Annotated in this window: 30 protein-coding genes and 1 tRNA gene; 10 read left to right on the top strand and 21 right to left on the bottom strand. The window is 30.6% G+C overall.

The genetic code is table 11. The annotated features are described in order from the left end of the window. The 5 genes from mutL to Q0C58_RS01495 all read right to left on the bottom strand — a co-directional run. A partial coding sequence (gene mutL, locus Q0C58_RS01475; protein WP_290696604.1) for a DNA mismatch repair endonuclease MutL occupies positions 1-512 on the bottom strand: 512 nt, incomplete at its 3' end. After that, positions 513-794, bottom strand: coding sequence for a riboflavin synthase subunit beta (locus Q0C58_RS01480; protein ID WP_290696606.1), 282 nt, complete (start codon positions 792-794; stop codon positions 513-515). 5 nt (positions 795-799) lie between these two features. Next, complete coding sequence (locus tag Q0C58_RS01485; protein WP_290696608.1) at positions 800-1,024, bottom strand: hypothetical protein; 225 nt, start codon at positions 1,022-1,024, stop codon at positions 800-802. A 362-nt stretch (positions 1,025-1,386) separates the two neighbouring features. Then, positions 1,387-1,869, bottom strand: a complete 483-nt coding sequence (ribH, locus tag Q0C58_RS01490; protein ID WP_290696610.1) for a 6,7-dimethyl-8-ribityllumazine synthase — start codon at positions 1,867-1,869, stop codon at positions 1,387-1,389. Positions 1,870-1,895: 26 nt separating this feature from the next. Further along, on the bottom strand, positions 1,896-2,675 hold the full coding sequence (locus Q0C58_RS01495; protein WP_290696611.1) for a tetratricopeptide repeat protein: 780 nt from the start codon (positions 2,673-2,675) through the stop codon (positions 1,896-1,898). Positions 2,676-2,801: 126 nt separating this feature from the next. On the opposite strand from Q0C58_RS01495, the gene recF reads away from it, so the two are divergent. The 6 genes from recF (at position 2,802) to Q0C58_RS01525 (ending at position 5,839) form a co-directional block, all read left to right on the top strand. Beyond that, complete coding sequence (gene recF / locus Q0C58_RS01500; RefSeq protein WP_290696614.1) at positions 2,802-3,881, top strand: DNA replication/repair protein RecF; 1,080 nt, start codon at positions 2,802-2,804, stop codon at positions 3,879-3,881. Positions 3,882-3,897: 16 nt separating this feature from the next. Continuing rightward, positions 3,898-4,470, top strand: a complete 573-nt coding sequence (locus Q0C58_RS01505; protein ID WP_290696616.1) for a hypothetical protein — start codon at positions 3,898-3,900, stop codon at positions 4,468-4,470. 4 nt (positions 4,471-4,474) lie between these two features. Beyond that, positions 4,475-4,891 carry a hypothetical protein gene (locus Q0C58_RS01510; protein WP_290696618.1) on the top strand — a complete coding sequence of 139 codons (417 nt, stop codon included), beginning with the start codon at positions 4,475-4,477 and terminating at the stop codon, positions 4,889-4,891. 38 nt (positions 4,892-4,929) lie between these two features. Next, the gene (locus Q0C58_RS01515) at positions 4,930-5,226 is read left to right on the top strand and encodes a DUF721 domain-containing protein (protein WP_290696619.1); all 297 of its coding nucleotides are present in this window, start codon (positions 4,930-4,932) and stop codon (positions 5,224-5,226) included. 110 nt (positions 5,227-5,336) lie between these two features. Continuing rightward, the gene (locus tag Q0C58_RS01520; RefSeq protein ID WP_290696620.1) at positions 5,337-5,528 is read left to right on the top strand and encodes a cold shock domain-containing protein; all 192 of its coding nucleotides are present in this window, start codon (positions 5,337-5,339) and stop codon (positions 5,526-5,528) included. A 119-nt stretch (positions 5,529-5,647) separates the two neighbouring features. Beyond that, positions 5,648-5,839: a cold-shock protein gene (locus Q0C58_RS01525; RefSeq protein WP_290696621.1), complete on the top strand. Its 192-nt coding sequence runs from the start codon at positions 5,648-5,650 to the stop codon at positions 5,837-5,839. Between the two features lie 131 nt (positions 5,840-5,970). Here the strand turns inward: Q0C58_RS01525 and Q0C58_RS01530 are convergent, their stop codons facing one another. Together Q0C58_RS01530 and Q0C58_RS01535 are read right to left on the bottom strand one after the other, a co-directional pair. Further along, a complete protein-coding gene (locus Q0C58_RS01530) occupies positions 5,971-8,529 on the bottom strand; it encodes a M4 family metallopeptidase (RefSeq protein WP_290696622.1) in 2,559 nt (852 codons plus the stop codon). A gap of 98 nt (positions 8,530-8,627) precedes the next feature. After that, positions 8,628-9,047, bottom strand: a complete 420-nt coding sequence (locus tag Q0C58_RS01535) for a nucleoside-diphosphate kinase (RefSeq protein ID WP_290696623.1) — start codon at positions 9,045-9,047, stop codon at positions 8,628-8,630. Positions 9,048-9,136: 89 nt separating this feature from the next. Here Q0C58_RS01535 and Q0C58_RS01540 point away from each other — a divergent pair, with 89 nt between their 5' ends. Genes Q0C58_RS01540 through Q0C58_RS01550 form a run of 3 tightly spaced genes read left to right on the top strand, consistent with a single transcriptional unit; the run spans position 9,137 to position 11,932 of the window. Then, positions 9,137-10,156 (top strand): bifunctional oligoribonuclease/PAP phosphatase NrnA, encoded by a 1,020-nt coding sequence (locus tag Q0C58_RS01540; RefSeq protein WP_290696624.1) that lies wholly within the window; start codon positions 9,137-9,139, stop codon positions 10,154-10,156. Further along, on the top strand, positions 10,149-10,691 hold the full coding sequence (gldI, locus tag Q0C58_RS01545) for a gliding motility-associated peptidyl-prolyl isomerase GldI (protein WP_290696625.1): 543 nt from the start codon (positions 10,149-10,151) through the stop codon (positions 10,689-10,691). Before Q0C58_RS01540 ends, gldI begins: the two co-directional genes overlap by 8 nt. Positions 10,692-10,702: 11 nt before the next feature. Continuing rightward, complete coding sequence (locus Q0C58_RS01550; protein WP_290696627.1) at positions 10,703-11,932, top strand: peptidylprolyl isomerase; 1,230 nt, start codon at positions 10,703-10,705, stop codon at positions 11,930-11,932. 86 nt (positions 11,933-12,018) lie between these two features. Here the strand turns inward: Q0C58_RS01550 and Q0C58_RS12395 are convergent, their stop codons facing one another. The 5 genes from Q0C58_RS12395 to Q0C58_RS01570 form a co-directional block, all read right to left on the bottom strand. Next, entirely contained in the window at positions 12,019-12,231 is a 213-nt protein-coding gene (locus tag Q0C58_RS12395) for a transposase (RefSeq protein ID WP_366841074.1), read from the bottom strand. A gap of 73 nt (positions 12,232-12,304) precedes the next feature. Further along, a complete protein-coding gene (locus tag Q0C58_RS01555; protein ID WP_290696629.1) occupies positions 12,305-13,003 on the bottom strand; it encodes a DUF4369 domain-containing protein in 699 nt (232 codons plus the stop codon). Positions 13,004-13,055: 52 nt separating this feature from the next. Continuing rightward, positions 13,056-14,366 (bottom strand): DUF819 family protein, encoded by a 1,311-nt coding sequence (locus Q0C58_RS01560; protein ID WP_290696630.1) that lies wholly within the window; start codon positions 14,364-14,366, stop codon positions 13,056-13,058. A gap of 717 nt (positions 14,367-15,083) precedes the next feature. After that, entirely contained in the window at positions 15,084-16,007 is a 924-nt protein-coding gene (locus tag Q0C58_RS01565) for an alpha/beta hydrolase (protein ID WP_290696631.1), read from the bottom strand. A 365-nt stretch (positions 16,008-16,372) separates the two neighbouring features. Next, positions 16,373-16,966 carry an alpha-ketoglutarate-dependent dioxygenase AlkB gene (locus Q0C58_RS01570; RefSeq protein ID WP_290696633.1) on the bottom strand — a complete coding sequence of 198 codons (594 nt, stop codon included), beginning with the start codon at positions 16,964-16,966 and terminating at the stop codon, positions 16,373-16,375. Positions 16,967-17,031: 65 nt separating this feature from the next. Here Q0C58_RS01570 and Q0C58_RS01575 point away from each other — a divergent pair, with 65 nt between their 5' ends. After that, positions 17,032-17,697: a M15 family metallopeptidase gene (locus Q0C58_RS01575; protein WP_290696634.1), complete on the top strand. Its 666-nt coding sequence runs from the start codon at positions 17,032-17,034 to the stop codon at positions 17,695-17,697. Positions 17,698-17,702: 5 nt separating this feature from the next. Here the strand turns inward: Q0C58_RS01575 and Q0C58_RS01580 are convergent, their stop codons facing one another. The 9 genes from Q0C58_RS01580 to Q0C58_RS01620 form a co-directional block, all read right to left on the bottom strand. Continuing rightward, on the bottom strand, positions 17,703-18,764 hold the full coding sequence (locus tag Q0C58_RS01580; RefSeq protein ID WP_290696635.1) for a TlpA disulfide reductase family protein: 1,062 nt from the start codon (positions 18,762-18,764) through the stop codon (positions 17,703-17,705). A 202-nt stretch (positions 18,765-18,966) separates the two neighbouring features. Continuing rightward, a tRNA-Thr gene (locus tag Q0C58_RS01585) sits at positions 18,967-19,040 on the bottom strand. A 57-nt stretch (positions 19,041-19,097) separates the two neighbouring features. Beyond that, positions 19,098-19,364: a hypothetical protein gene (locus Q0C58_RS01590; protein WP_290696637.1), complete on the bottom strand. Its 267-nt coding sequence runs from the start codon at positions 19,362-19,364 to the stop codon at positions 19,098-19,100. A 246-nt stretch (positions 19,365-19,610) separates the two neighbouring features. Then, entirely contained in the window at positions 19,611-20,585 is a 975-nt protein-coding gene (locus Q0C58_RS01595; protein ID WP_290696639.1) for a type I phosphomannose isomerase catalytic subunit, read from the bottom strand. Between the two features lies 1 nt (position 20,586). Beyond that, positions 20,587-20,997 (bottom strand): 6-carboxytetrahydropterin synthase, encoded by a 411-nt coding sequence (locus Q0C58_RS01600; RefSeq protein ID WP_290696641.1) that lies wholly within the window; start codon positions 20,995-20,997, stop codon positions 20,587-20,589. Continuing rightward, positions 20,981-21,517 carry an isopentenyl-diphosphate Delta-isomerase gene (gene idi / locus Q0C58_RS01605; RefSeq protein ID WP_290696643.1) on the bottom strand — a complete coding sequence of 179 codons (537 nt, stop codon included), beginning with the start codon at positions 21,515-21,517 and terminating at the stop codon, positions 20,981-20,983. The genes Q0C58_RS01600 and idi overlap by 17 nt, the downstream gene beginning before the upstream one ends. Before the next feature lie 161 nt (positions 21,518-21,678). After that, positions 21,679-23,601, bottom strand: a complete 1,923-nt coding sequence (locus Q0C58_RS01610) for an OmpA family protein (protein WP_290696645.1) — start codon at positions 23,599-23,601, stop codon at positions 21,679-21,681. A 17-nt stretch (positions 23,602-23,618) separates the two neighbouring features. After that, complete coding sequence (locus tag Q0C58_RS01615; protein ID WP_290696647.1) at positions 23,619-24,551, bottom strand: type IX secretion system membrane protein PorP/SprF; 933 nt, start codon at positions 24,549-24,551, stop codon at positions 23,619-23,621. A 61-nt stretch (positions 24,552-24,612) separates the two neighbouring features. After that, a partial coding sequence (locus tag Q0C58_RS01620) for a gliding motility-associated C-terminal domain-containing protein (RefSeq protein WP_290696649.1) occupies positions 24,613-25,860 on the bottom strand: 1,248 nt, incomplete at its 5' end.

A 25,860-nucleotide genomic window follows, 5' to 3' on the forward strand; every position in this document is an offset into this window, starting at 1 on the left:
TGGCGTGTTTCTACTGTAGTCGATTTTAAAAAATTACGTCTCGCTGGAATATTATAAAACAGGTTTTTTACAGAAATAGAAGTTCCTTTTGGTGTTACAACAACATCTTGTTTGTTTACTTTACTGCCTTCAATCTCTATGCAAGTACCAACATCTTCGTTTTCTTGCTTTGTTTTTAATTCTACATGTGCAATTGCAGCAATACTAGCTAAAGCTTCACCTCTAAAACCTTTGGTGTTTAATTGAAAAAGATCGTCTGCAGATTTAATTTTTGATGTCGCATGACGCTCAAAACTTAATCTCGCATCTGTAACGCTCATACCTTTACCATCGTCAATTACTTGAACTAATGTTTTTCCTGCGTCTTTTATTATAAGCTTAATATTTGTTGCGTTAGCATCTATTGCATTTTCTAGTAATTCTTTCACTACAGAAGCTGGACGTTGTACAACTTCTCCTGCAGCAATCTGGTTTGCAACATGGTCTGGTAATAGTTGAATAATATCTGCCATTTACTTCTTTGAGAAAAATACTGTGAGATCGAAATCGATAATAAAAAGAAAAATTAAAACTAAAATAGCGATAATAATGTACACACGTTTATTTACATCTCTATCAGGAGCTTTATTAGAATCATCTATAACTCTATTAAATCTTTTTTTTATACCTCCAACTGCTTCAAGTGTAGAACGGTCTGCATCAAATTTACCTTTCATTTCAAATGGACTACCTTCACCTTTGTAGAAACGAGGCTTGTAATTGTAACGTTTGTTTGTTTGTTTAAAAAATCCCATAACAATTATAGTTTATATTCTAGATAGTACCAAACCGCAATAATAATGCCTAATAGTAAAATTAGTAAAGGCAAACCCATTTTTCGTTTTCCTGCACCAGTTTTTCTAGTACGCTTCCACTCTGAGGTTATATTATGCTTGGCTTCTAACTCTGTTTTAGTATCCTTGATTTCTCCATCAGAAAACCTAGAGTTATAATTAAACTTTTTATTTTTTCTATTATTAAACACTATACTGTTTTATACTATTGAAATACACTCAAAAGTACTGAAAATACAAAAGAAATTATAAAATGAAAGGCTAAAATTGTTAACAGTTTTTCTTGTAAAGTTGCAAATAAATAAAGTGTATTGGTCTTCTAGCTCTAGAAATGAAACTTAAATAAATTATTTACACTAAGTTTTGCAGAGATAGCAAAGAGTTTCATGAAGGATTACTTATAATAAATTTATGATAGTTGGTTGTGTACTGAAATTACTCTTCTAACTTTTTAAATGAAAAGAAACAGTTTAGCACTTACTCTTACCTTCTATTAAAACTATTTAAATTGAAGTACAACTTCTTATTTTACTGAGACTGAATACTGAAAATACTACCTTTTACTAATAACAGCCATTTTAATAGCAGCAATAGCAGCTTCTGTACCTTTATTACCATGTATTCCACCAGAACGCTCAATGCCTTGTTGTTTGTTATTATCTGTTAACACACAAAAAATTACTGGAATATCATGTAGCACATTTAGGTCTTTTATACCTTGAGATACAGCTTCGCAAACAAAATCAAAATGCTTAGTTTCACCTTGAATAACACTTCCTATAGCAATTACAGCATCTAATTTATGTTGCTGCATTTTTTTACAACCATAAATTAACTCATAACTTCCTGGCACATTCCAACGTTTAATATTTTCTGGTAGCACATTGTGGGTAATTAAAGTGTTGTAAGCACCTTTAAAAAGTCCTTCGGTTATAGTATCGTTCCATTCTGAAACAACAATCCCAAACCGAAAATCTTTCGCGTTTGGGATTGATGCTTTATCGTATTCTGATAAATTATTATTTAATGTTGCCATGTTTATTTTCCGCTAAAGCGGTAACATTATTTATTAGACATTGCTTTTGCCTTACCAATAAACACCTCAACCGAAGAAGCTTCAGTTGCATTAGGATATGTTTCTTTTATAGTATTAAAATAACCTAAAGCCTCAGATGCTTTTCCTAAATTTAAAGCTGTAATTCCAGCCTTATAATAGTAAGTAGGTGCAGTTAAATCATTCGCTCTCATTTTTGCAGCTTGTAAATAATACTTTAAAGCTTGTTCTGGTTGCTCTAATTGTATAAAAGCATCTCCAATAGATCCTTTTGCCATTGGTCCAGCAGCTTGATCTTCACTTTCAAATTTATCTAAATGCGTAATTGCATTTTTATAATCTTTTAAGTTTAAGTAAGACATTCCAGCGTAATAGTTTGCTAAATTAGAAGCAGGTGTTCCACTGTACTCTTTTATAATATCTAACATACCGTATTTACCTTCGCTACCATTAAGTGCAACGTTGTAAAGCGAATCGCTAGAAATACCATTAACAGCATCGTTAAATTGCTTTTGCGCATGGTACATTTCGTTCATTCCTTCTTCATTTGCTGGCTGTTGCACTAATTTAGTGTAGGCTAAGTAACCTAAAACTAAAGCTGCTACAACTCCAATAATAATGAAAATGTATTTTTGATTTGCAGAAACAAAATCTTCAGCTTTAGAAGCAGACTCGTCTAAGGCATCAAATACCTCTGCAGTTGTTGAGTTTTCTCCTAAGTTCTCATCTATAACTTCTTTTTCTTTTTCTGTTTTTGGTTTGTAACCTCTTTTCTTATAAGTTGCCATGTATAGTTTTATTTATGCGTCGCAAAAATAAAATTTTTCTGCATATATAAAAGCTTATTTATTTGTTATTTTGCAAGCCACATCTATTTGTTAAAATAACCACTACTCCATTTGTGTAAATAGTCTATGATTTTAAAGTCAATTTCCTTAGTAAATTACAAAAATTTCGAGAGTAAATCTCTAACTTTTAACGACACCATAAATTGCTTAGTTGGCAACAATGGCATAGGGAAAACGAATATTCTAGATGCTATTTACCACTTATCTTTTGGTAAAAGTTATTTTAATCCTGTGGCATCACAAAACATTAAGCACGACGAAGAATTCTTTGTTGTAAATGGTGATTATAAAAAGGAAAATAAGTCCGAAAAAATTGTAGTTAGTCTAAAACGTGGTCAAAAAAAGGTAATTAAACGTAACGGAAAGGCATATAATAAGTTTAGCGAGCACATTGGCTTCTTACCATTAGTTATAATATCGCCTGCAGATAGAGATTTAATTACAGAAGGTAGCACTACCCGAAGAAAGTTTATAGATAGTGTTATTTCGCAAAGCGACAAAGCCTATTTAGACGATTTAATTAAATATAATAAAATACTAGCACAACGTAATAGTTTACTTAAATACTTTGCGCTCAACAACACATTTAATAAAGATACTTTAGAAGTTTACAATAGTCAATTAACAGACTTTGGCTCTAAAGTATTTAATAAAAGAGATGCCTTTTTAAAAACCTTTATTCCTATTTTTAAATCCAGATATCAAGCTATTAGTAATGGAAATGAAACTGTAAATTTAGTTTATAAAAGCGATTTATTTGACACAGATTTAAACACCTTACTTATACAGGTAATTAATAAAGATAAAGCCATACAGTACACAAGTGTTGGTGTCCATAAAGACGATTTAATCTTTAATATAGACAACCATCCAATAAAGAAGTTTGGTAGTCAAGGACAACAAAAATCGTTTTTAATAGCCTTAAAATTGGCACAATTCGATTTTATAAAACAACAAAGTGGTGTAAACCCAATATTATTGCTCGACGATATTTTCGATAAGTTAGATGAAGAACGCGTTACACAATTAATTAAATTGGTTGACGACGAAAACTTTGGACAATTATTTATTAGCGACACACATGCAGAAAGAACTGAAAAAGCTGTAAAACAGGTGCATCAATCTTATGAGATATTTAAGTTGTAATATTAAATCTGTAAGAATGAAAACAAACAGCAATACAGCAATATTAGAGTCTAAATTAAAAAGACATAAAATTTATTTTTCTAACGAGAAAGGAAAAATAATAATTGGAAAACCAAAAACTGATTACACTACTCTAATTGGATTGATAGTATTGCCTATAATTGCCGCAATTGGAATTACTGCTTTTTTAATTTTTACCAATTTTGAATTTATTGGCAAAAATCACTGGAAAATTATCGCAGGAATTATTTTCTTTTTTGGTACAGGAATATTTAATCTTTCCAGAGTTAAATTAAAAAAAAGATTAAATAACAATGTAAAAACTTTAGACTACAAGGTTATAAAAATGAAGAATGAATTTGGAGAAAAAATTTATGATTCAAGAAATATAATGGATTTTGAATATTCAGTTAAACAAATAGATGAAGAAACTTATGAAGGAAATTTATCTTTGATAGATAATGATAACACAAAACATCAAATATTAGGATTTGATGACGAAAATGAAAAATACATAATTGACGACCTAAAATGGTTTTCAGAATATTTAATAAAACACACAGAACTAAAAACAGATATTATAAATTAAATTTATGAAAAATACACTCAAAATTTTATTAATAATTATAGTATCAAGCTGCTCTAAAAATTCCGAAGACTATATCCAAAACATAGACGGTTATTGGGAAATAGAAAGCGTAACATTATCTAATGGCACAAAAAAAGAATATAAAGTAAACCAAACAATAGATTACATTTCTGTTGGTGATAGCTTAAAAGGTTTTAGAAAAAAAATGAAACCTCGTTTTGATGGTAAATATGAAACATCAAAGGATACAGAAGTACTTCAGTTAAAAATAGAAAACGATAGTTTAAACTTATACTATTCTACTAATTTTTCTAACTGGAAAGAAACCGTTTTAATGGCAAATAAAAGTCAGTTAAAAATTGTTAACCAAAATAACGATGTATATTTATACAAACGCTTTACTCCTATTATAGTAGACTAAGTAATTTAATAAGATTCCCACTTTAGCGGAAAGTAAACATGGCAAAAAGAAATAACAACCTATTAAATATTCAAGACGCTTTAAAAGACTTTGTTGAAACCAACAAGTTAGAAAAAGGCTTAGATAAAGTGAACGTTCGCGATGCTTGGTCCAAACTTATGGGAAACGGTGTAAATAATTACACTACTGCAGTTGATATAAAAAACGAAACACTTTATGTACAATTAAGTTCGAGCACTTTAAGAGAAGAGCTAAGTTATGGGAAAGATAAAATTATAACGATGCTTAACGAAGAGTTAGGCAAAAATTTAATAAAAAAAATAGTTATTAGATAGTATTGTGCTGAAATTTAGACACATAACAACTTAATTATTAATATTATTTTATTGTTGCCAAATAAAAAATATTATATTTGTTACTTATTATAAATTAAAAATTTTTTAAAATGGCTCAAGGCACAGTAAAATTTTTCAATGATTCTAAAGGTTTCGGTTTTATAACTGAAGAAGGATCAGACAAAGACCATTTCGTACACATTTCTGGATTAATCGACGAGGTTCGTGAAGGAGATACAGTAGAATTCGATCTAGAAGAAGGTCGTAAAGGTATTAATGCAGTAAACGTAAAAGTAGTATAATTATATATTAAACTTACCTTATTACAGAGGAAGCGCACTATTTATTTAGTGCGCTTTTTTTTGTTTTTAAATTAATGGCATCATATTTGGGTACAGTATAATAATTAAAATTTATTACAATGAGTAAAGGCACAGTAAAGTTCTTCAATGACGCTAAAGGATTTGGTTTCATAACAGAAGAAGGTGTAAACAAAGACCATTTTGTACACATTTCGAGTTTAATTGACGAAGTTCGCGAAGGCGACGAAGTTGAATTCGATCTACAAGAAGGTAAAAAAGGATTAAACGCAGTTAACGTTAAGGTTATTTAATATATACTACAAACTTTTTTAAGCAAAAGCCCAATCTTAGGATTGGGCTTTTCTATTTTATATAATATACCGCAAAACAAAAAGCGCAAACATTAAATGTTTGCGCTTTTTAATTACGTTTTAAATACACCTTATTGCTTCATTAATTTAATAACACTTTTGGCTTCTTGAGAAGTAATAGTCATAAAATACAAACCACTAGTAACATTAGATAAATCGATAGCTTTCGTTTTATTCATACTCGATAAATCTACAGACTGAATAAAACGACCATTAATGTCATAAATTTCAGCTTTTACTAAATTTACTTGTCCTGTTTTTGTTAAATTAAAAATACCGTTTGATGGGTTTGGATAGATTTTTACCAAGTTACTTATAGTATCAAACTCTGAAACAGATAAAACATTAGCACAATTATAAACAGTTACTTCATCTAAATACCAACCTTCACGACCGTTACAACCATCGGTTCCAAAATCGAATCTAATCTGTATTGTACTATTTGCCATTACACCTATAGAAGATAAATCTATAATACTTGTTCCCCAACTTCCTTTATTAGATCCAGGATCTGTACCAGTAAAAGCTTCTTGATTTTGCATTGGGTTGTCGCTAGTATTTAGTATTCCGTTATAAGCGTTACTAGTAAATGCAGAAGCTGGTAAAATAGCCCATGCACCATTATCTATTTTGTATTTTATGTTACCACCATCCCAATTAGGCTCTGTTGATACGTAGTGATTAAATGCCATTTCGTAAACTCCTGTTGCTACATTTGGCATTGTAATAATTGGACTCTCTAATTGCATAATACCATTCTGAAAATCTACCTGGCAATTACCTCCATGAAGAACTCCAATTGGAGCATTAACCGCATAAATACCATTACCTACTCTATTATTTGGCAAACTAGTTTCTAATTCCCAATCTCTAGAAGTCCACGTTGCACCAGTTGGCACTTGATTAAAATTCCAACCACTAGTTCCTGTTTCCCAATCTTCAAAATAGATTGGGTTATCTATTCCAACATCACAAATTGCTGGCGCATCTCCAATAATAGGTGTAAAGCCACATTGTGTTGGTGCTATGCGTAATTCTACAGCTAATATTGCATTTGTAAGCTGTTGAATATCTGTAGCTGTAATTATTTCTCCAGAAGCTCCAGCAGGTGTTCCAGTTGTAGATAAACCTTCTAAGTTAACACTTAACAAATCGTTAGCAGAGGCATCTAAGGCGTTTGCTAAATCAATAAAATCACTTGTTGCTGTAAGATATTGACTTTGTGCTCTCCAAAATATGTGAGCCGCTTTAGTAAAACCTATTCCAGAAATTACTTGTCCATTATAATTGCCACCATCCACCAATAAAGCGTAAGCATGGTTTGGAACACCAGAATTAGAATGTACTCCTCCAGAATCTCCTACTCCACATTTATAGTCTCCGTCTGTTACTTTACCTGGATCTCCCATACACGTTGGATCCCACATATCTCTAATAGCACCACCTAAAGCCACAGCATCTTCTGTTATTTTCCATCGGTCGCTACTATTGCAGCCTGTTCTTAGAGCATGATTATCGTCTGCGTCCTCATAATTATTTAAAAGATCTATTGTTTCTCCCCAAATATCTGAATAAGACTCGTTTATAGCTCCAGATTGCCATTGGTAAATTAAGTTGCTTGTAAATTGTGTGTATGCGTGTCCCCATTCATGAGCTATAGCATCGTCTGAAGCTACGCCATCACAATAATTTGCAGTAGACCCATTCCATGTTGCATTTGGACAATTAATTCCAGAATCGTTATTTACGGTTCGCATTTGAGCATCTGCTCCATCGTAAGAAGCATATCCAAACGCATTATTAAAAAAGTTATAGGTGTGCCCAGAAGCTTCTACTTCGTTTTGTTGCCAAATAGTTAATGTTGCTGGAAAAGCGTCACCTTCTTGCCATACAATATTACCTATATTGTTTTCGTAAACTACACGATCTAAAACGTGAGCTATTCCGGTAAATTGTTCTACAATAGTTCCATTATGTGCATTTACAAAAACAAACTCTCTAACATCTTTATCGTTTCTAACTTCAACCTCATAAACCAAATAATTAGCTCCTTTAAAACCTTGCGCTAACCCTTGTTGAAATACATATAATTTAGAACCTTGTACAAATAATGTCTCACCAGAAAGGTTAATATCTTGATTTTCTATAACTTCTATGGCTATTGTATTAGCATCATTACTTGATAAAGTAGGCACAGCATTAAGTTTAATGCTTGTAATATAGTTACCATTTATTGCTGTTAAATTGTTTTCATTGTTAAAATGAAATAACAACTTCCCATCATAAACAGGAACACCATTATATTGTTGGTTTAAAACCACACGTTGAAACCCAATATTATCAACTTCGGTTTTATTTAATTTGAAACTTTTACGAACCAAATCAATTGAATAAATCGATTTATTTTCTTCTAAAAAACTGAAAGATTTTTCTGTAACAGAATTTCCATTAAGTTTTAATGGATTAGCATTCGAAAATTTAATAAACTCCGGAACTTTAGAATTTGAGTTTATAGTAATTGAAGCGTTTGTTTTTTGTTTGAAGTTTTCGATTGCTTTTTCTAAATTTTGCGCTTGAGAAAAAGTTGAAAATAAAAAACAAACTATTAGTAGACTTTTTATAGTTTTCATAGACATTTCATAAAGTCTTGCTAAGCTACTTGATTATCAGATAAAAAAAAAGCTTAACTTGTTAAAGTTAAGCTTAAATATCTGTATTGTTTTAGAACTTAAAACATTTCTCTTCCCGAGAAATGAAAAGCACCTTCTATTGCAGCATTCTCATCGCTATCACTTCCATGTACAGCATTTTCACCAATTGAAGCAGCATATAATTTACGTATAGTACCTTCAGCAGCATCAACAGGATTTGTAGCACCAATTAAGGTTCTAAAATCTTCAACAGCATTATCTTTTTCTAAGATAGCTGCTACTATAGGGCCACGTGTCATGTATTCTACTAACTCACCAAAGAAAGGTCTTTCGTTGTGTATTGCGTAAAATGCTTCAGCATCTGCAGTAGTCATTTGTGTTAATTTCATTGCTACGATTCTAAAACCAGAAGCGTTAATTTTTTCTAAGATTGCACCAATGTTTCCTTTTTCAACAGAATCAGGCTTAAGCATTGTAAATGTTCTATTAGTTGCCATAATATTTTTTTATAATTTGGTGCAAAAGTAGTGTATTTCTTCATAAAAACAAGACTAATCAATATTAAAAAATTGTATATTCGCTATATATGAACACACAAGACATTTTGGAGATAAAGGCACTTTTAGAGACTCCTAAAAAAATTGCAATTATACCTCATAAAAATCCAGATGGAGATGCTATTGGCTCTACATTAGGATTACTAAACTATTTACTTGAATTAAATCATGATGCAAAAATTATTGCTCCAAACGATTTCCCTGCTTTTTTAAAATGGTTACCAAATGTAGAAACCATAAAAATTCATGAGACTGAAAAAGAAACAACTGAGGCCTTTATTAATGCTGCTGATATTATTTTTACGTTAGACTTTAATGCTTTCCATAGAACAGGAAATATGGAACCTGTTTTAACTAATAGTAAGGGCATAAAAATAATGATAGACCATCACCAACAACCAGACGACTATGCTAAATATATGTTTAGTGATGTAACGATGAGTTCTACCTGCCAAATGGTATATCATTTTTTAGAAAAACTTAACGCTTTAGATAAAATTACTGCAGAAATTGCTACCTGTCTCTATCTTGGGATTATGACAGATACTGGTTCGTTTAGATTTCGTTCTACAACAAGTACAACACACCGTATTATTGCTAGTTTAATAGATAAAGGCGCAGACAATACTTCAATACATAATAACGTTTACGATACAAACAGCTATAACCGTTTACAATTATTAGGCTGTGCCCTTAGTAATTTAAAAGTATTACCAGAACATAAAGTTGCATATATTACTTTATCTCAAAAGGAATTACGCGATTTAGATTATAAAAAAGGAGATACTGAAGGTTTTGTAAACTATGCCTTATCTTTAGATGAAACGGTATTGGCTGCTATTTTTATTGAAGATAAAAAACAAGGTATTATTAAAATATCGTTACGCTCTAAAGGCGACTTTTCTGTAAACGAATTGTCTCGTGCTCATTTTCAAGGTGGAGGACACACAAATGCTGCAGGAGGAAAAAGTGACACCTCTTTAGAAGCTACGGTTGAAAAATTTATTAGTATATTACCATCTTATAATAAAGCACTTAATAATGAATAAACTGCTTGCTATACTCTTTATTTTTATAGGCTTATTAGAGTGTAAAACACCAGAAGCTAGAAAGCCTGAAACTGTAAAAACAGGTTCTTTTATAGAGGAGTCTGCCACACGTAACAAAAAACTTTATGAAGCTGAGGAAAAAGCCATTCTAACCTATATTAGCACTCAAGACACTAAACGGTTTATAACCTCGGAGTATGGTTTTTGGGTTGCTAAAGATTCTGTAGTTAGTACATCTCGAAATCGAACATTACCAGAATTTAGTGATATTGTTAATTTCGATTTTAATATTTCGTTACTTAATAATCGAATTATATATACTGCATCAGAGTTAAAGAATAGAAACTATGCTATGGACCAAGAAGAACTTTTTACAGGTTTACGAGAAGGTTTAAAATTGATGAAAGCAGGAGAAACATTCACATTTATTTTTCCATCTCAAAAAGCTTATGGCTATTATGGAGATGAAAATAAGATAGGTAGAAATACACCCATAATTAGTCAAGTAACATTAAATTCGATAACAAAAAAATAACTATTATTAAAATGAAGAACATTAAACACACTATTAAATTTTTTAGTTTTGTCTTATTAGCAATAGTAAGCATGAATGCTTCCTCTTGTCAAGGTCAAGATCAATATCCAGATTTAGAAGATGGATTATATGCAGAAATTAATACCACTAAAGGCACAATGGTTGCAAAGCTATTTTATGAAAAGGCACCAGTAACAGTTGCCAATTTTGTTGGTTTAGCAGAAGGTACACACCCAAAGTTAGCTGGTGATTTAAAAGGAAAACCTTTTTATGAAGGTATTATTTTTCACAGAGTTATGAATAATTTCATGATTCAGACTGGAGATCCAACTGGAACAGGAACAGGAAGTGCTGGTTATAAATTCCATAGCGAATTCGATCCTAGTCTAAAACATGACAAAGCTGGTATTTTATCTATGGCCAATTCTGGTGGTGTAACAACAAACGGATCTCAATTTTTTATAACGGAAGTTCCTTATGCAAGAGGAGATGCTTTCGATGGTAATGGTGGCTTAAAACCTTGCGAACGTCGTGGCGTAAGCTGTCATCCAGTTTTTGGAGAATTAGTAAAAGGATTAGAAGTACAAGATTCTATATCTAATGTTGCTGTAACTGGAAGCCAAAACACAACTCCTGTAGAAGATGTTATTATTAATAATATGAAAATTATTCGTAAAGGAAAAAACGCAAAAGCTTTTGATGCTACTAAAGTATTTACAGAATTAGAACCTCTTTTACCACAACGCTTGATTGATTCAAAGAAAAAACAAGAAGAATTGGCTAAAGAGAAGTCTAAAGCTGCTGCAGAAAACTTTAAAAAAGCAAACGCTGGATTAGGTGGTGCCATTTTTGAGTCTGCAACTGGAATGGTAATGATTACCACTAAAGATGCAAAAGGTAAAAAACCTAGTAGTACAGAAAAAGCTTTAGTTAGTTGTAGTGCTTATTTTATGAATGGAGACCTACTTTACACTACTTATGCAGACGTTGCTAAAAAAATGGACCAATACGATGAGCAACAAGACAAAGCAGGTGATTACAAGCCATTTGCAATGATTTATAATGAATCTGCAAGTTTGGTTTCTGGTTTTAGAGAAGCTATGTTAAGAATGAATGTTGGAGATAAAGCTAGAGTTTATGTACCTAGTTACTTAGGCTATGGAGCAAGTGGACGTCCACCTAGAGTTCCTGGAAATACAGATTTATATTTCGATATAGAAATTACAGGTATTGAAAAATAAATAGCTGTTTTATTATAATTAAAAAGCCCTTCAAATTAAAATTTGAAGGGTTTTTTAGTAATATATTGTAACGCTATTTCAGGACGTCACATATCTTGCTTAATTGTATATTGATAATCAAAGTTACCATATTTTTTCAACCAATTTAAAACAGTTTTTCGGCATTGAATACCATAGTGTTTTGTAGCAGTTGTAGTAGATATTCGACCTTGCTTAATATCTTTTACTAATTGTAATTTAAAACTTAAACTGTAATCTTTCTGTGTTCGCTTTTTGTAATTTGAATCTTGTATTTCAATAAATAAATAATGTTAGCTGTAACACTATTTCAGGACGAGACATGTAGTTAATAAAAAAACCACTTAAAAATATTTATTCTTCCTTCTTTATTTTTTCAACAAAGCGTTGCAATTCTTTACCATATACAGAGGTTTTAACGTTACTAGTTAACGTGTCATTTACCATCTCTAAAAACTTTATGTTAGCATTATATAGCTCTGTCAATGCTAAATAAGGAGCAACTTCGCTGTCTCTATTATTTATCGCAAAATTTACAGTGTAAAGATACTTTCTTTTTTCAAGTTTTTTATATGTCTTTTCAGTTTCGTTAATTAAAGCAGTATCATTTTCTTTAAAAGCATCAAAGCTTTCTTTTATTAACTCAAGATTTCTATTATTAAATTTAGAAGCTGTATTTAGATACTCTTCAAGTATCTCTTGCTGTTCAGAGCCTATTATTTTAGCATCGTAATTAAAGTTTTTTAATGAAGTGTTAATTTCGGTAACACCTTTATTTCCAAAAAATCTAATTCTATTTTCTTGACTATCATTTTTATCAAGATGCAGATAGAATACTTCAGGGCTAACAATTTCACTTTGTAACTTAAAATTTGAATTTCCGTTTATAACCATAGAATCTACAGTTATTAAAGCAGTGTCGTTAGCTTTTTTTAAATAAACCGTACCTTTTTTTAAACCTTTAATGTTTCCTTTTACTATAAGAGCGTTTGAAGCTTCATTTTGACAAGAAAATACAAAACATAAACTTAATAGAATAAATAATTTTTGCATGAGAAATATTTGAATTTAAGAGCGCAAATATGATATAAAATTTAATTAAATACTAACCAGCAGCAGCTAATTCCATTAATATTGTACAGCCAATAGCAGCAATGGTCCCAACAGCATACCCAAACACTGCTAATAATACACCTACAGTTGCAAGCGATGGATGAAATGCAGAAGCTACAATAGGCGCAGAAGCTGCTCCACCTACATTTGCTTGACTACCTACAGCCAAGAAGAAGTAAGGCGCTTTAATTAACTTAGCAACAAGTATTAACAAAATAGCATGTATAGACATCCAGACTACTCCAATAGCTATTAAACCTACATTGTCGAAAATTAATGTTAAGTCCATTTTCATACCGATAGAAGCGACAAGTATGTATATAAATACGCTACCAAATTTACTAGCACCTGCACCTTCGTAATTTTTAGCTTTTGTAAAAGATAATAATATTGCAATAATTGTTGCAATACTAATCATCCAGAAGAATTTAGAACCTAAGAAAGTGAAAATGTTTTTTGTTGTAGGAGATTCTATATTAGAAACGACACCATCAAAAAATGGAGCTAAAAAGCCTGCTGATAAATGTGCTATACTTACTGTGCCAAATGCTATGGCACCAATAACCATTAAATCTGTTAGCGAAGGATTACGTTTTACTTTTTCAGAAAAAGTAGAGACAGTTTTTTTTAAGTCTTCAATTGAAGATGTATCAGCCTTTAGCCATTTGTTTATTTTATCTCTCTTACCAATTCCTATTAATAATAATGCCATCCAAACATTTGCAACTACGATATCTACAAATACCATTGCACCATATTTTGCTTGATTAAAACCATAAATCTCTAACATTGCTGTTTGGTTTGCGCCACCACCAATCCAACTTCCAGCTAATGTAGATAGGCCACGCCATACAGCATCTGGTCCAGCACCACCAACAGTCTCTGGTGAGAATATAGAAATTAATAATATTGCTATTGGTCCACCAATAACAATACCTATTGTTCCAGTAAAGAACATAATTAGGGCTTTCCAACCTAAATTAAAGACTGCTTTTAAGTCTATACTTAATGTCATTAAAACTAATGCTGCAGGTAGTAGATATCTACTTGCAACATAGTATAAATTTGATTTACCAGTAATAATTTCACCACTATCTTTAATAGTTTCCCATTCTGGTGCAATAAGTCCTAATGTTGTATATGAAGCAGGAATCATGTAAGCCATAAATAATCCTGGAACAATTTTATAAAACTTATGCCAAAAACCTTTTTCTATAGATTCTGTATAAAATATAAAACCTAATGCTAGCATTAGTAGACCAAAAACTATTGTGTCGTTTGTAAATATAGGTGTAGTATCCATTAGCTTGTTTAATTAGTTACTGCAAAATACCAAATTTAAACAGTAAAAAAAAAAGTAAGAAATAAACTTTGGCACACAAATTGGAATATGCTAACTGAGATTACTTACAGTGACTAATCTAAAGTGTGGTTACTTTATATTAAGAGTAAGTAGTCATCATATTTTTGGTTAATTAGTTGAAAAAAGCGTCTTTTTATAGGCGCTTTTTCTATAATATACATTTAAAGTGTGAAATGTATCATAAAATATAATATCTAAAATACTATAAATAAACTTTGGCACGTTAATTGATTTATAGATAGTAATTACTGCAAAGACTATTTTAGAGTGTGGTTACTTTAAATTAAGAGTGGTAATTATCATATTTTTGGTTGGTTAGTATGAAAAAGCGTCTTTTTAAGGCGCTTTTTCTATTCTATTAAGTTTCGAAACTGTTATTATTCAATATTAGGAATGTTAATGTGAAATATTTCTTAAAAGAACAAGAGCTTAGTGCTATAAATAAACTTTGGCACGTTAATTGTTTTATAGATAGTAATTACTGTAAAGACTATTTTAGAGTGTGGTTACTTTAAATTAAGAGTGGTAATTACCATATTTTTGGTTGGTTAGTATGAAAAAGCGTCTTTTTTAAGACGCTTTTTCTATTGGTATAAATTGTAAATAAAAAAGACTCACAATAACATGAGTCTTTATAATAACATTTATGAGATAGTTTTACTTTATAAATTTAATTATGGTATCAATTAATTCTGGAGCCAGTGCTCTAGCAGTTTCATTATAAGATTTAGAATTCTCTAAATTCCCACCATCAATAGCGACCAAAACATGATTCATTTTATCAATAATCTTCAATTCTGCTTTAGGAACTACTGCTTTCAATAGGTCAGCTTCGGCTTCAGAAACTTGTAAATCTTTAGTGCCATTAACAATAAGTATTGGCATTTCTAGTTTTTCTATTTCAGCTTGAGGATAATAAGACATCCAATTAGCCATAAATGGTTGTACTTCTAGATTAAATATAGAAGCCAAAGCAGGCGGAAAGTTTGAAGTTGTTTTACCTTCTTCTAAAATTTTTACAACACGCTTAGTATCTTCTAAAAACATTGGAGCCGTTTTTTCTACTTGTTCAATAAGAACATTCCCAATAGATTGTCCTGCGCCTGCTAGGGAAATAAAACCATCTGCATTATCTTTTGCCGCAAGCATACCAACTAAGCTACCTTGACTGTGTCCTGCAATGTATATTTTGTTGTATTTTTTAGAGTCTTTAAAATAGATGACAACAGATTTTGCATCTTCTACAAAATCATTAAACATTATGTTTTTATCTACATTTCCGTTTCTTATTTGCTTTACTATGCGTTTATCGTATCGAAAAGTTGCAATATTTTTAGCAGAAAGGCCTTCGGCTAATTTTTTAAGCGAGTTTCCTTTTAGAAAATTCTGATTCCCATCACGATCTGTTGGTCCAGAACCAGCAATAATAATAACCAAATTTGGTTTTTCTACAGTATTTGGTATTAGCAATGTACCATCAATTAATTTATTTATTGCAACTTCTTGTGCAGTATAGTTTTTGTCTTGAGCAAAACTAAAACTACTAACAAACATTAAAATAATTAAAAATTTTATTTTCATGAGATATCTATTTAGACTTATTTACTATATATAAACGCAAATTTACTGTTTAATATATAACAAAAAATGATTTTTTTATTTCGAAAGAAGAGTGTGTTTCATCGGTTTTATACTTAATTTCATCTGTAAGTGTTAAAATTTAATGCATTTCATCGAAAAATATAGTATTTAAGCGTTCATAAATTAAAACTACCATACATTTGAAATGTACTAAGAGACACACTTTTTAGTCAATGGATTAATTAATTAATTAATATTTGCATCGCTTTTAGAAGATATAGTAACCCTAAATCTAATATAAAACATACAAATTGCAAATACAGAAAACCAAAGTTGAGGGACTTTGGTTTTTTTGTGCTCAATAATTACTTAATAACTCTAAAGGTTAAGTTAATTCTCGGTTCCACTTCTTTTTTTGTTTTAGCGATTTGGTGAAGCCAATGCTGTTGTGTTTTACCTTGCATTAACAATAAACTTCCGTTTTCTAATAATAATTTTTGCTTTAAAGTTTTGTCTTTTCTATGCTTTAAATTAAAAAATCGAGCGGCACCAAAAGTAACAGAAGCTATAACTGGATCTTCACCTAATTCCTTCTCGTTATCTGCATGCCAACCGTTACTGTCGTTTCCGTCTCTATATAAATTTGCTAAGCAAGTAGTAAATTTTGCTTCAGTTTTTGTTTCAATTTTCGACTTTATTTTTATTAAATTTTCTGTAAATACTTCTGGGAGCATGGTTATATTAGAGTAGCTATATGGTTTGTTATTATTAGCAAAAAGAGCTGTTAATCTTGGTTGAGCGTAAGTTTTGCCAAATACTGTAATATCGTCTTGCTGCCAATTGGTATTATTTAAAATAGTGTCGAAAAACAACTGCGATTCAGCTTCAGAAAAGAAATTAGGGAAATAACCAATCTCTGCATCTGGTAAACTGAGTTGTATTTCTTCTGAAGAAAACATAAAATTTATTAATTTGAAGTTACAAATATGATTATTTCTCTAAATTAGCTTATAAATTCTATACTATGAGATTTGTATTTAGCTTTTTACTAACATTATATTCACTAATAGCTTTTGCGCAATTACCTAAAGGTTTTGTGTATGCAAAAACTGAAATTCCTACACTTAAAGTAGACCTGCAATATTGTAGCGATAATAATTTTGTTGGTGAAATAATTGATGGTTACAATGCTAATGTTGCTATAATGACTACCCAAACAGCTTCAGCTTTAAATAAAGTGCAAGCCGAATTAGCAAAACAAAACTTATCTATTAAAATTTACGATGCTTATAGACCACAACGTGCTGTAAACCATTTTGTACGTTGGGCTAAAGTGGTAAATGATACCTTAATGAAAAAACAGTTTTATCCAAGAGTGAATAAACGTAATTTGTTTAAAGAAGGTTATATAGCTTCAAAATCTAGACACAGTAGTGGTAGTACTTTAGATGTTACTATTGTGGATTTAAAAACAGGAAAAGCTCTTGATATGGGTTCGCCATACGATTTTTTTGGAAGTGAATCTTGGGTTGAAAATAAGAACTTAACAGAAGCACAGTCTAAAAATAGGCAAACAATACAAAAGGTAATGCTTACAAATGGTTTTAGAAACTACTCTCAAGAATGGTGGCATTTTACATTGCGAGGAGAACCTTATCGTAACCAGTATTTTGATTTTTTGGTGGAGTAGGTTTTTTAAATTTGCTTATTGTATTTTTTCTTAACTAATATTGAATCCAAGGTTTTCCTTAATTGTTTCAAATTGATATCATTGGCAATTATTTTTCCTTTTTTATCTACTAAAATATTATACGGAATTTCAAATATTCCATATTTTTTACTCAACTTTCCATTAAGACCTTCTACATCAATTACGTTTTTCCAGTTCAGTTTTTCTATTTGAATAGCTTCTAGCCAATTGTCTTTTTTTTCATCAATTGAAACACCAAGAATAGTCAATCCTTTTTCCTTAAAGTCATTGTTTATTTTTGCGAGTTCTGGAAATTGAGAGCGACAAGGTTTACACCAAGAAGCCCAGAAATCAATAAATAATAATTGTCCTCGATATGTTTTTGTGCTAATTAGATTATTCTCTTTATTGGGTAAATTAAAATCGAAAATTGAATTTCCAATCTTTACAATATATTCTGGAAATGCTTTAGATTCAATTCGTTTGATTGCGTCTTGATCTTGAGATTCAATATTAAGCAAATTGTATAGTGATTCGATTTGTTTTTTACTTAAAATAGTATCATTAGAAATTTTAGAGAGGAAATCTCCAGAGTATTTGTGGCTTGGATTTTGTTTTAAAATATCTTCTAATTTATTATAAAGCTTTATGTTCCAGTTTTTATCTGAATTAAATTTTAATTTAAATGCTTCAAAATCTTTTCTAATAATAGATGTTTTTGTTCCAGAAATTTCATCTATAGTTATACAATCAATAGTATGATTTTTTATTCGTTTTTTTGAGAATGTTATTTCTGTTGTTATTTCACTGTTTTCTAAATAAAAGTTTTTATCGTTTGTAGAGATGTTATTTGTTCCAAAATTTGCTAATGTTGGTTCAGAAATATTTCCTTTAAAAAAAGCATTACCGTTTTTTACTATGGCACTATCTTTAATTTTGCCGTACTTTAAATATAGATATCCTGAATAGTTTCCATTAATTTTTACATCAAGGTTAAACGCGTTTGGATTTTTGCTTTCGCAAGACATTAACAGTGTTAATAATATTAAAATGGTAAGATTTTTCATTTGTTTTTTTATTATCGTTAGAATAATTTTATAGAATAAGTTTCATTTAAGGTATCTATAAACAAATCGGCTTACTAAGTTTTTAAATATTTCAATAAATGTAATTCATATATATGTGACGTCCTAAAATAGCGTTACAATAATCAAATTCTTAGATAAAATAAAAATCTCAATTACATAAGTAATTGAGATTTTATAAAAGAGCCGATGGAGGGACTCGAACCCACGACCTGCTGATTACAAATCAGCTGCTCTAGCCAGCTGAGCTACATCGGCAAAACGAGTGCAAATATAATTTTGTAATCTATATTTGCAAACTTTTTATTAAACTTTTTACAGTTTATTTATTCTATCTATTAATTCACGACCTTTACTCTCTAATTCTGAGTTAATTGACTTAAAATGCGATTTTTTATTTTCTACATCTTTAGCATTAACTTTAGCAATTAATTCATCGAAAATAGTAATTGCATCGTCAATTACTGCTTCACTCTTTTTAGTATCCTTAGTAGCATTTGAGTATTCCCAAACGTAAACCGCTTCAATAATATCACCTAAAACATAATTAATGTCTTTTTTTAGGTCTCTTTTATTTGCCATAATATTAATTTTATTTATGCCACAAAAGTAAAGTATTTATTTGGAATAAAACCCAATGAATTTTAAAATGATTAATAGAAAAGCTGAATTATTATGTTGTTTAACTAATATAAAAAGTGCAATCATAGCTTATCTCTAGCTATATATTATATTGAAAAAGGAAACAAATTTTACACGTTATTTTAACGTGTATTATTTTTAAACAAATAGAGAGGAAATAACTGATTTGATTATAAAACTAAAGGTTTAAATGTAAACTTCTAGTAATTCTGCTTTTTTAGCTTTAATTTCAAATAACTTTATTGCGGCAGGTATTAGTATTGTTTCTCCTTTTTTTATAGTTTCTATAAAACCAGAAGCATTAATTGTAGCTTCACCTTCTACACAGATGTATATAATAAAAGAATCGAATGTGTTAAACTTTTGAATATTATTATTTTGAATTGGAAGGTAATTTGTTGTAAAATAAAGACAACTTACAAGTTTATTAACTTCATTTTTAATTTTAGAATAGCTAACTCTAAAATCGTCTTTCATATTAAAACCGATTGCATCTATTGCTAAATCATTATGTAAGTCACGAGATTTGCCATTTGCATCTACTCTATCCCAATCGTAAACTCTATAAGTAATATCGCTAGTTTGTTGTATTTCTGCAAGCATTACTCCTGCTCCAATAGCATGAACACGACCAACATCTATAAAATAAGTGTCGCCAGTCTTTACTTTATCAAAATTTAAGATTTCTGGAAGTGTTTTATTTTGTAAGTGCTTTAAATATTTTTCTGAAGTTACTTCTTGATTGAAACCAACTATTAAATTAGCCTCTTTTTCAGCTTGCATTACATACCACATCTCGGTTTTCCCAAAAGAATTGTGTCGCTCTAATGCTAATTCGTTATTAGGGTGTAATTGTATGGATAAATCTTCTTTTGCGTCTATAAATTTAATAAGTAATGGAAATTTATTACCAAAAGTCTCATAGTTTTTATTTCCTATTAAATTTGATGTGTACTCTTTTAAAAGGCTTTGAAGTGATTCTCCTTTTAATGGTCCATTAGCTACTATTGAAATAGCGTCTTCGACAGCACTAATTTCCCAACTTTCGCCAACAGAACTTGCATTTGTTTTTTTTTCTAAAACTGTTTCCAATTTATTACCTCCCCAAATTTTTTCTTTAAATATGGGTTGAAACTTAATTGGATGGAGTTTTTTTGACATATTATTTACCAGAATAACTTACAAAATTTCTAGACGTCTCATATAAAGTAACTTCTAAATCTAGATGTCCTTCTAACTTAGCTTTTATTTTTTGATGAATAATTACGGCTATGTTTTCTGCTGTAGGATTTAAACTTTTAAATTCTGAAACATCTAAATTTAGATTTTTATGATCGAAAGCGTCTTCTACTTCATTTTTAATAATGTCTTTTAAGATTTTTACATCTATAACAAACCCTGTTTCTTGATCTATTTCTCCTGTTACACTGGCTATCAATTCATAATTATGCCCATGATAATTAGGGTTGTTGCACTTACCAAAAATAGTATTATTCTTTTCGTTGCTCCAATCTTTTTTATAAAGTCTATGTGCAGCATTAAAATGAGCTCGCCTACTAACTGTTACTTTCATCTATTACGTTTATAAATTGATAAAATTTATCGAATATTATCTTAAACCAAGCTGTATATAGCTCTGGCTGTTCTTGTATGTCCTTTTTAACAGCTTCTAATGGCATCCATTTCCAAGCTTCTACTTCTTCAGTGTTTATTTGCGGTAACGCGTTGTAATTGCCCACCATAATGTGATCTAATTCATGTTCTGTCAAACCATTATCAAAAGGAGCTTTATATATAAAAGAGGTTTTCTCTTTTAACGGTGTAACAAAGCCCATTTCTTCTTGTAAACGTCTTTTCCCTGCTTTTAAGTTACTTTCTCCTTCTCTTTGATGGCTGCAACAAGTATTTGTCCATAGCCCAGGAGAATGGTATTTAGTTAAAGCACGTTGTTGTAACATTAATTCATTTTTATCATTAAAAATAAACACAGAAAAAGCGCGGTGTAAAACTGCTTTTTCATGTGCTTCCATTTTAGGCATTAACCCAATTTGTTCGTCCTTTTCGTTTACTAAGATTACTTTTTCTTCTATCATTATTTATCTTGAGGAAAACAAATTTACAAAATAGACTATATAATTAAGGGCTTTTAAGTTTATTTTAATATTGAGTTTAATTCATAAAAAAAAGCGCCTTATCGCAAAGGCACTTTTTTATGAATACTTTGTATTGTTTAGTAAAACAATACAATATATTTTTAATTTCTAGTTACTATAAACATACTACGTCTATTTTCTTGGTGCTCTTCTTCGCTACATTTAACGCCATCTGAGCAACCATTTACTAGTTGAGATTCTCCATAACCTCTACCAGATAGACGACTAGGAGATATTCCTCCTTTTTCTATAATCCAGTTTCTTGTTGAAACGTTTCTACGTTGTGATAAAGCTTCATTGTATTGATTAGTTGCTCTTGAATCTGTATGCGATTGAACATCTATGCTAACAGAAGGATACTCATTTAAATAATTTATTACTTTCTGTAATTCTATTTGAGCATCTGGTCTAATGTTAGATTTATCAAAATTAAAATAAATAGGATCTAAATCTAATAATTTAAATAAATCTACTCCTACAGATGCAGGTTCTGCTATATCTGTTTTTGGTGTTAAATTAAGTTTTAGTGCTAAATCTAATTTAATCTCAGGATCAATACTATAAGTCAATTCTTCTGGCTCGTAACCTGCTTTACTTGCTACTGCTCTAAAAGTTCCCTTTTTACAATCTGTATTATAACTAAAGGCACCGTTAACATCTGTTGTAAAACGATACACTTTTTCTTTACTATCGTTATATATAATTACATTGGCTTCCGGTATTACAATATTTGTATTTTTATCAACAACTGTTCCTGCTACCAATTGATTACAAACTTCTCTGCTAAATTTATAAATATCATCATCTCCTTTACCGTTGTATCTATTTGATGTTAAATAACCCGTATTTGTAAATTCATCTATAATAAACTCAAAATCATCACGAGGACTGTTAATAGGCTTACCTAAGTTTTCTACTTTTTCTATGTTCTTATTCAAGTTTGCATAAAAAACATCTAAACCTCCCAAACCTTGATGACCATCTGAAGAAAAATAAAGTGTTCCATTATTACTAATAAATGGGAAGTTTTCTCGTCCTTCTGTATTTACAATATCTCCAAGGTTTTTTGGCTCTCCATAACCATCTTCTAATATATCAACAACAAATATATCAGACTTACCTCTTGTTCCTGGCATATCTGAAGCAAAATAAAGCTTTGAATTGTCTAAACTTAAAGCAGGATGAGCAACATTATACTCATCGTTATTAAATGGCATAGAAGTAACATTAGTCCATGTCCCAGCATCATTTAGTGTTGCTTTGTAAATTTTAAGTCCAACAACTTTATCACTACTCTTCCTTTTTTTACCATCTATGTAGTTATTACGTGTAAAATACATTGTTTTACCGTCTTCTGTAAATGATGTTGAAGATTCATGAAATTTAGTATTTATTGCTTCAGAAAATCTTTTAGGCTCCTCACCATCTTCTTTTGAAAAGAATAAATCTAAAAAAGGTTGTTCGTTCCATTTGTACAATTTACCTTCTCCTCTAGAAGAAGCGAAAACAATACCATCCTTATAAAAGGATGTACCAAAATCTGAAAAACGAGAGTTAAAATCTAGGTTTTCAATTTTAAAATTACCCGATAATTTATCAATTGTTGTAAGGTAATCTGGAGATTCTAAGTATTTTATTGATCTTGAATCTTCTGGTTGTAGAATGGCAAACTTTTTTAAATACTTATTTGCATCTTCATATTTACCATTAGCTTTAAGTGCCATTGCATATCTGTAGTAATTCTCCGAATTTACAAGTGCTCCAGAAGCTATAAGTTCTCCATACCATTTAGCAGCTTCTTCCATTTCTACATTAAAGTAATAAGCATTAGCTAACTTAGCAATTACTTCAGGACTATTATCGCCAGACTTAACAGTTTTGTTAAGATCTCTAATAACCTCTTTATACTTTAAGTTATTATATTCCTTATCTACTCCTGAATTTACTTTTCCATCTTCTTGAGAAAAAGTAATATTAAAGGCTAAAGCAAATATTGTTAGTAGTATATATATTCTATTTTTCATGGTTACTGTTTTCTTAGTTAGAAGAATCTTGGTGATAATATTTTTTGATTTTCGAAAATTTCATAGCGTAAGAATATTTCGTAAGAACCTTGTTCAAATTGTGTTTGTCCTAAATCTGTAGTTTCTCTATCGTAAGCTAAACCTAACATTAATTTATCAGTTAATTGATAACCAACTAAAGCACTAACCGCTGCACTCCATCTATAAGCTAAACCTAATGTAAGTTTTTCTCTAAGAAGCGCATTTAGTGTTAAATCTGCTTGTAATGGTGCTCCCTTAACGCCTTTAAATAAAAATGCTGGCTTTAATTTTAAATCTTGATTAATATCAAAAACATATCCACCAATAAGATAAAGGTTAATTTGCTCGTTTGCTACAGATAATGCAGATTCATCAAAATGCGTAGTTTCTAATAAATTAGGTGCAGATAAACCAACATACCATCGATCACCTTTTCTGTAGTAAATTCCTGCTCCTACATTAGGAGAAAATTTATTTTCAATATCAGTTTGTAACAATTGGTCACCTCCATTAAATTGATTTAATTCAGAGAAAGCAACATCTAGTAAATGTCCTCCTGCTTTAACTCCAAAAGCTAATCTACCTTCTTCTGAAGTGTTTATAGTATAAGAGAAATCTATATCAAAATAAGTTTCATGTGTTGGGCCAATATTATCATTGATAATAGATAAACCTAATCCAACTTTTTCACTATCTCCAACAGGTGAATGTATATTAAAAGTTTGAGTGTCTGGCGCACCTTCTAAACCTACCCATTGCGTTCTGTAAAGTCCAGTCATGCTAATTGCTCCTCTCGATCCTGCATAAGCGGGATTTACACTAATAGTATTGTACATATACTGTGTGAACTGAGCGTCCTGTTGTGCTGTACTTTCTGTAGTAAAGACAGTACTAATAAGGGCTACTAAAATTAATAGTTTATTTTTCATTATTGAGAAGTATAATTTAATTTTGAAGGCAGAATAGCTCTGCCTTCATTATTGATTTTAATTAACGTTGAATGTATAAGTAACCTGCTTTAGATTTCTCTTCATCTCCTTTTTTGTATTTAACAATATAGAAGTAAGTACCTACTGGTAACTGTTCATCTTGTTCGATTGTTACTCGACCGTTAGATTCACCTCTAAAGTAATTATCATTCTGTCCGTAACCTTGAGTCTCATAAACTATAACTCCCCATCTGTTATATATTTCAACAGTGTTTTCTGGAAATAACTCTATATTTTTGATTACAAAAATGTCGTTATCATTATCTCCATTAGGTGTTACTGCATTGAAAACTTCTAAATCATCTCCTGGAAGCACTCCATTATCAACTTCTAAATAATCTGGAAGTCCATCACCATCACTATCGAAAGCATCATCACCAAATCCAATACCATCACCATTTGGATCAGGATTCTCATTAGTTGTTAAAACACCATCACCATCATCATCTACATCTAAGTAATCTGGTATTCCATCACCATCAGTATCATCATCTGTTGGATCATCATTTCCTGTTGGATCAACTTCACCATCTGATACATCTACATCAGCATAATCTTCATTAATAGTATCTACTCCATCGTTGTCATCATCTTCATCTAACCAGTTTGGCATACCGTCTCCATCTGTATCTCCTAATGGGAATTCTACGCCGTTAGGCACATTATCATTATCACAATCACCATTAAAGAATTCTATCGACTGAGGTAGTGTTACACTATTAGTAAAGAAACTACAGTTATTAAATATATCAGTTCCATCGATGTCTTCATCTCCATTGGTTACACCATCACCATCACAATCAGATGATAAATAAGGTTCAGAATTAGTGACTGTTGCGTTATCAATATTAAAGTCACATGAACTATTAGGATCTGTATTATCTAAAATTTCTTGACAATCAATTACTCCATCTCCATCGGTATCAGTACTTAAAGCTCCTAATGGATCACATGGGTCGTTTGGATCAGATATACCGTCACCAAAATCATTTGGATTCAATGGTGTTGATGGATCATCAACTCCTGTTAATTCCTCACAATCTGAAAGTCCATCACCATCTGTGTCTGTTGTATCAAGTCCAATAGGATCACAAGCATCGTTTGGATCACTTGGGTTATTTACATCTACTCCAAAGTCTACAGGATTATCTGGTGTTGATGGATCATCGATTCCTGTTGTCTCCTCACAGTCTGTAAGTCCGTCGCCATCCGTATCTGTTGTGTTTACTCCTATTGGATCACATGGATC

The organism is Lacinutrix sp. (assembly GCF_023299985.1).
In the GTDB taxonomy this organism is placed as follows: Bacteria; Bacteroidota; Bacteroidia; order Flavobacteriales; family Flavobacteriaceae; genus Lacinutrix.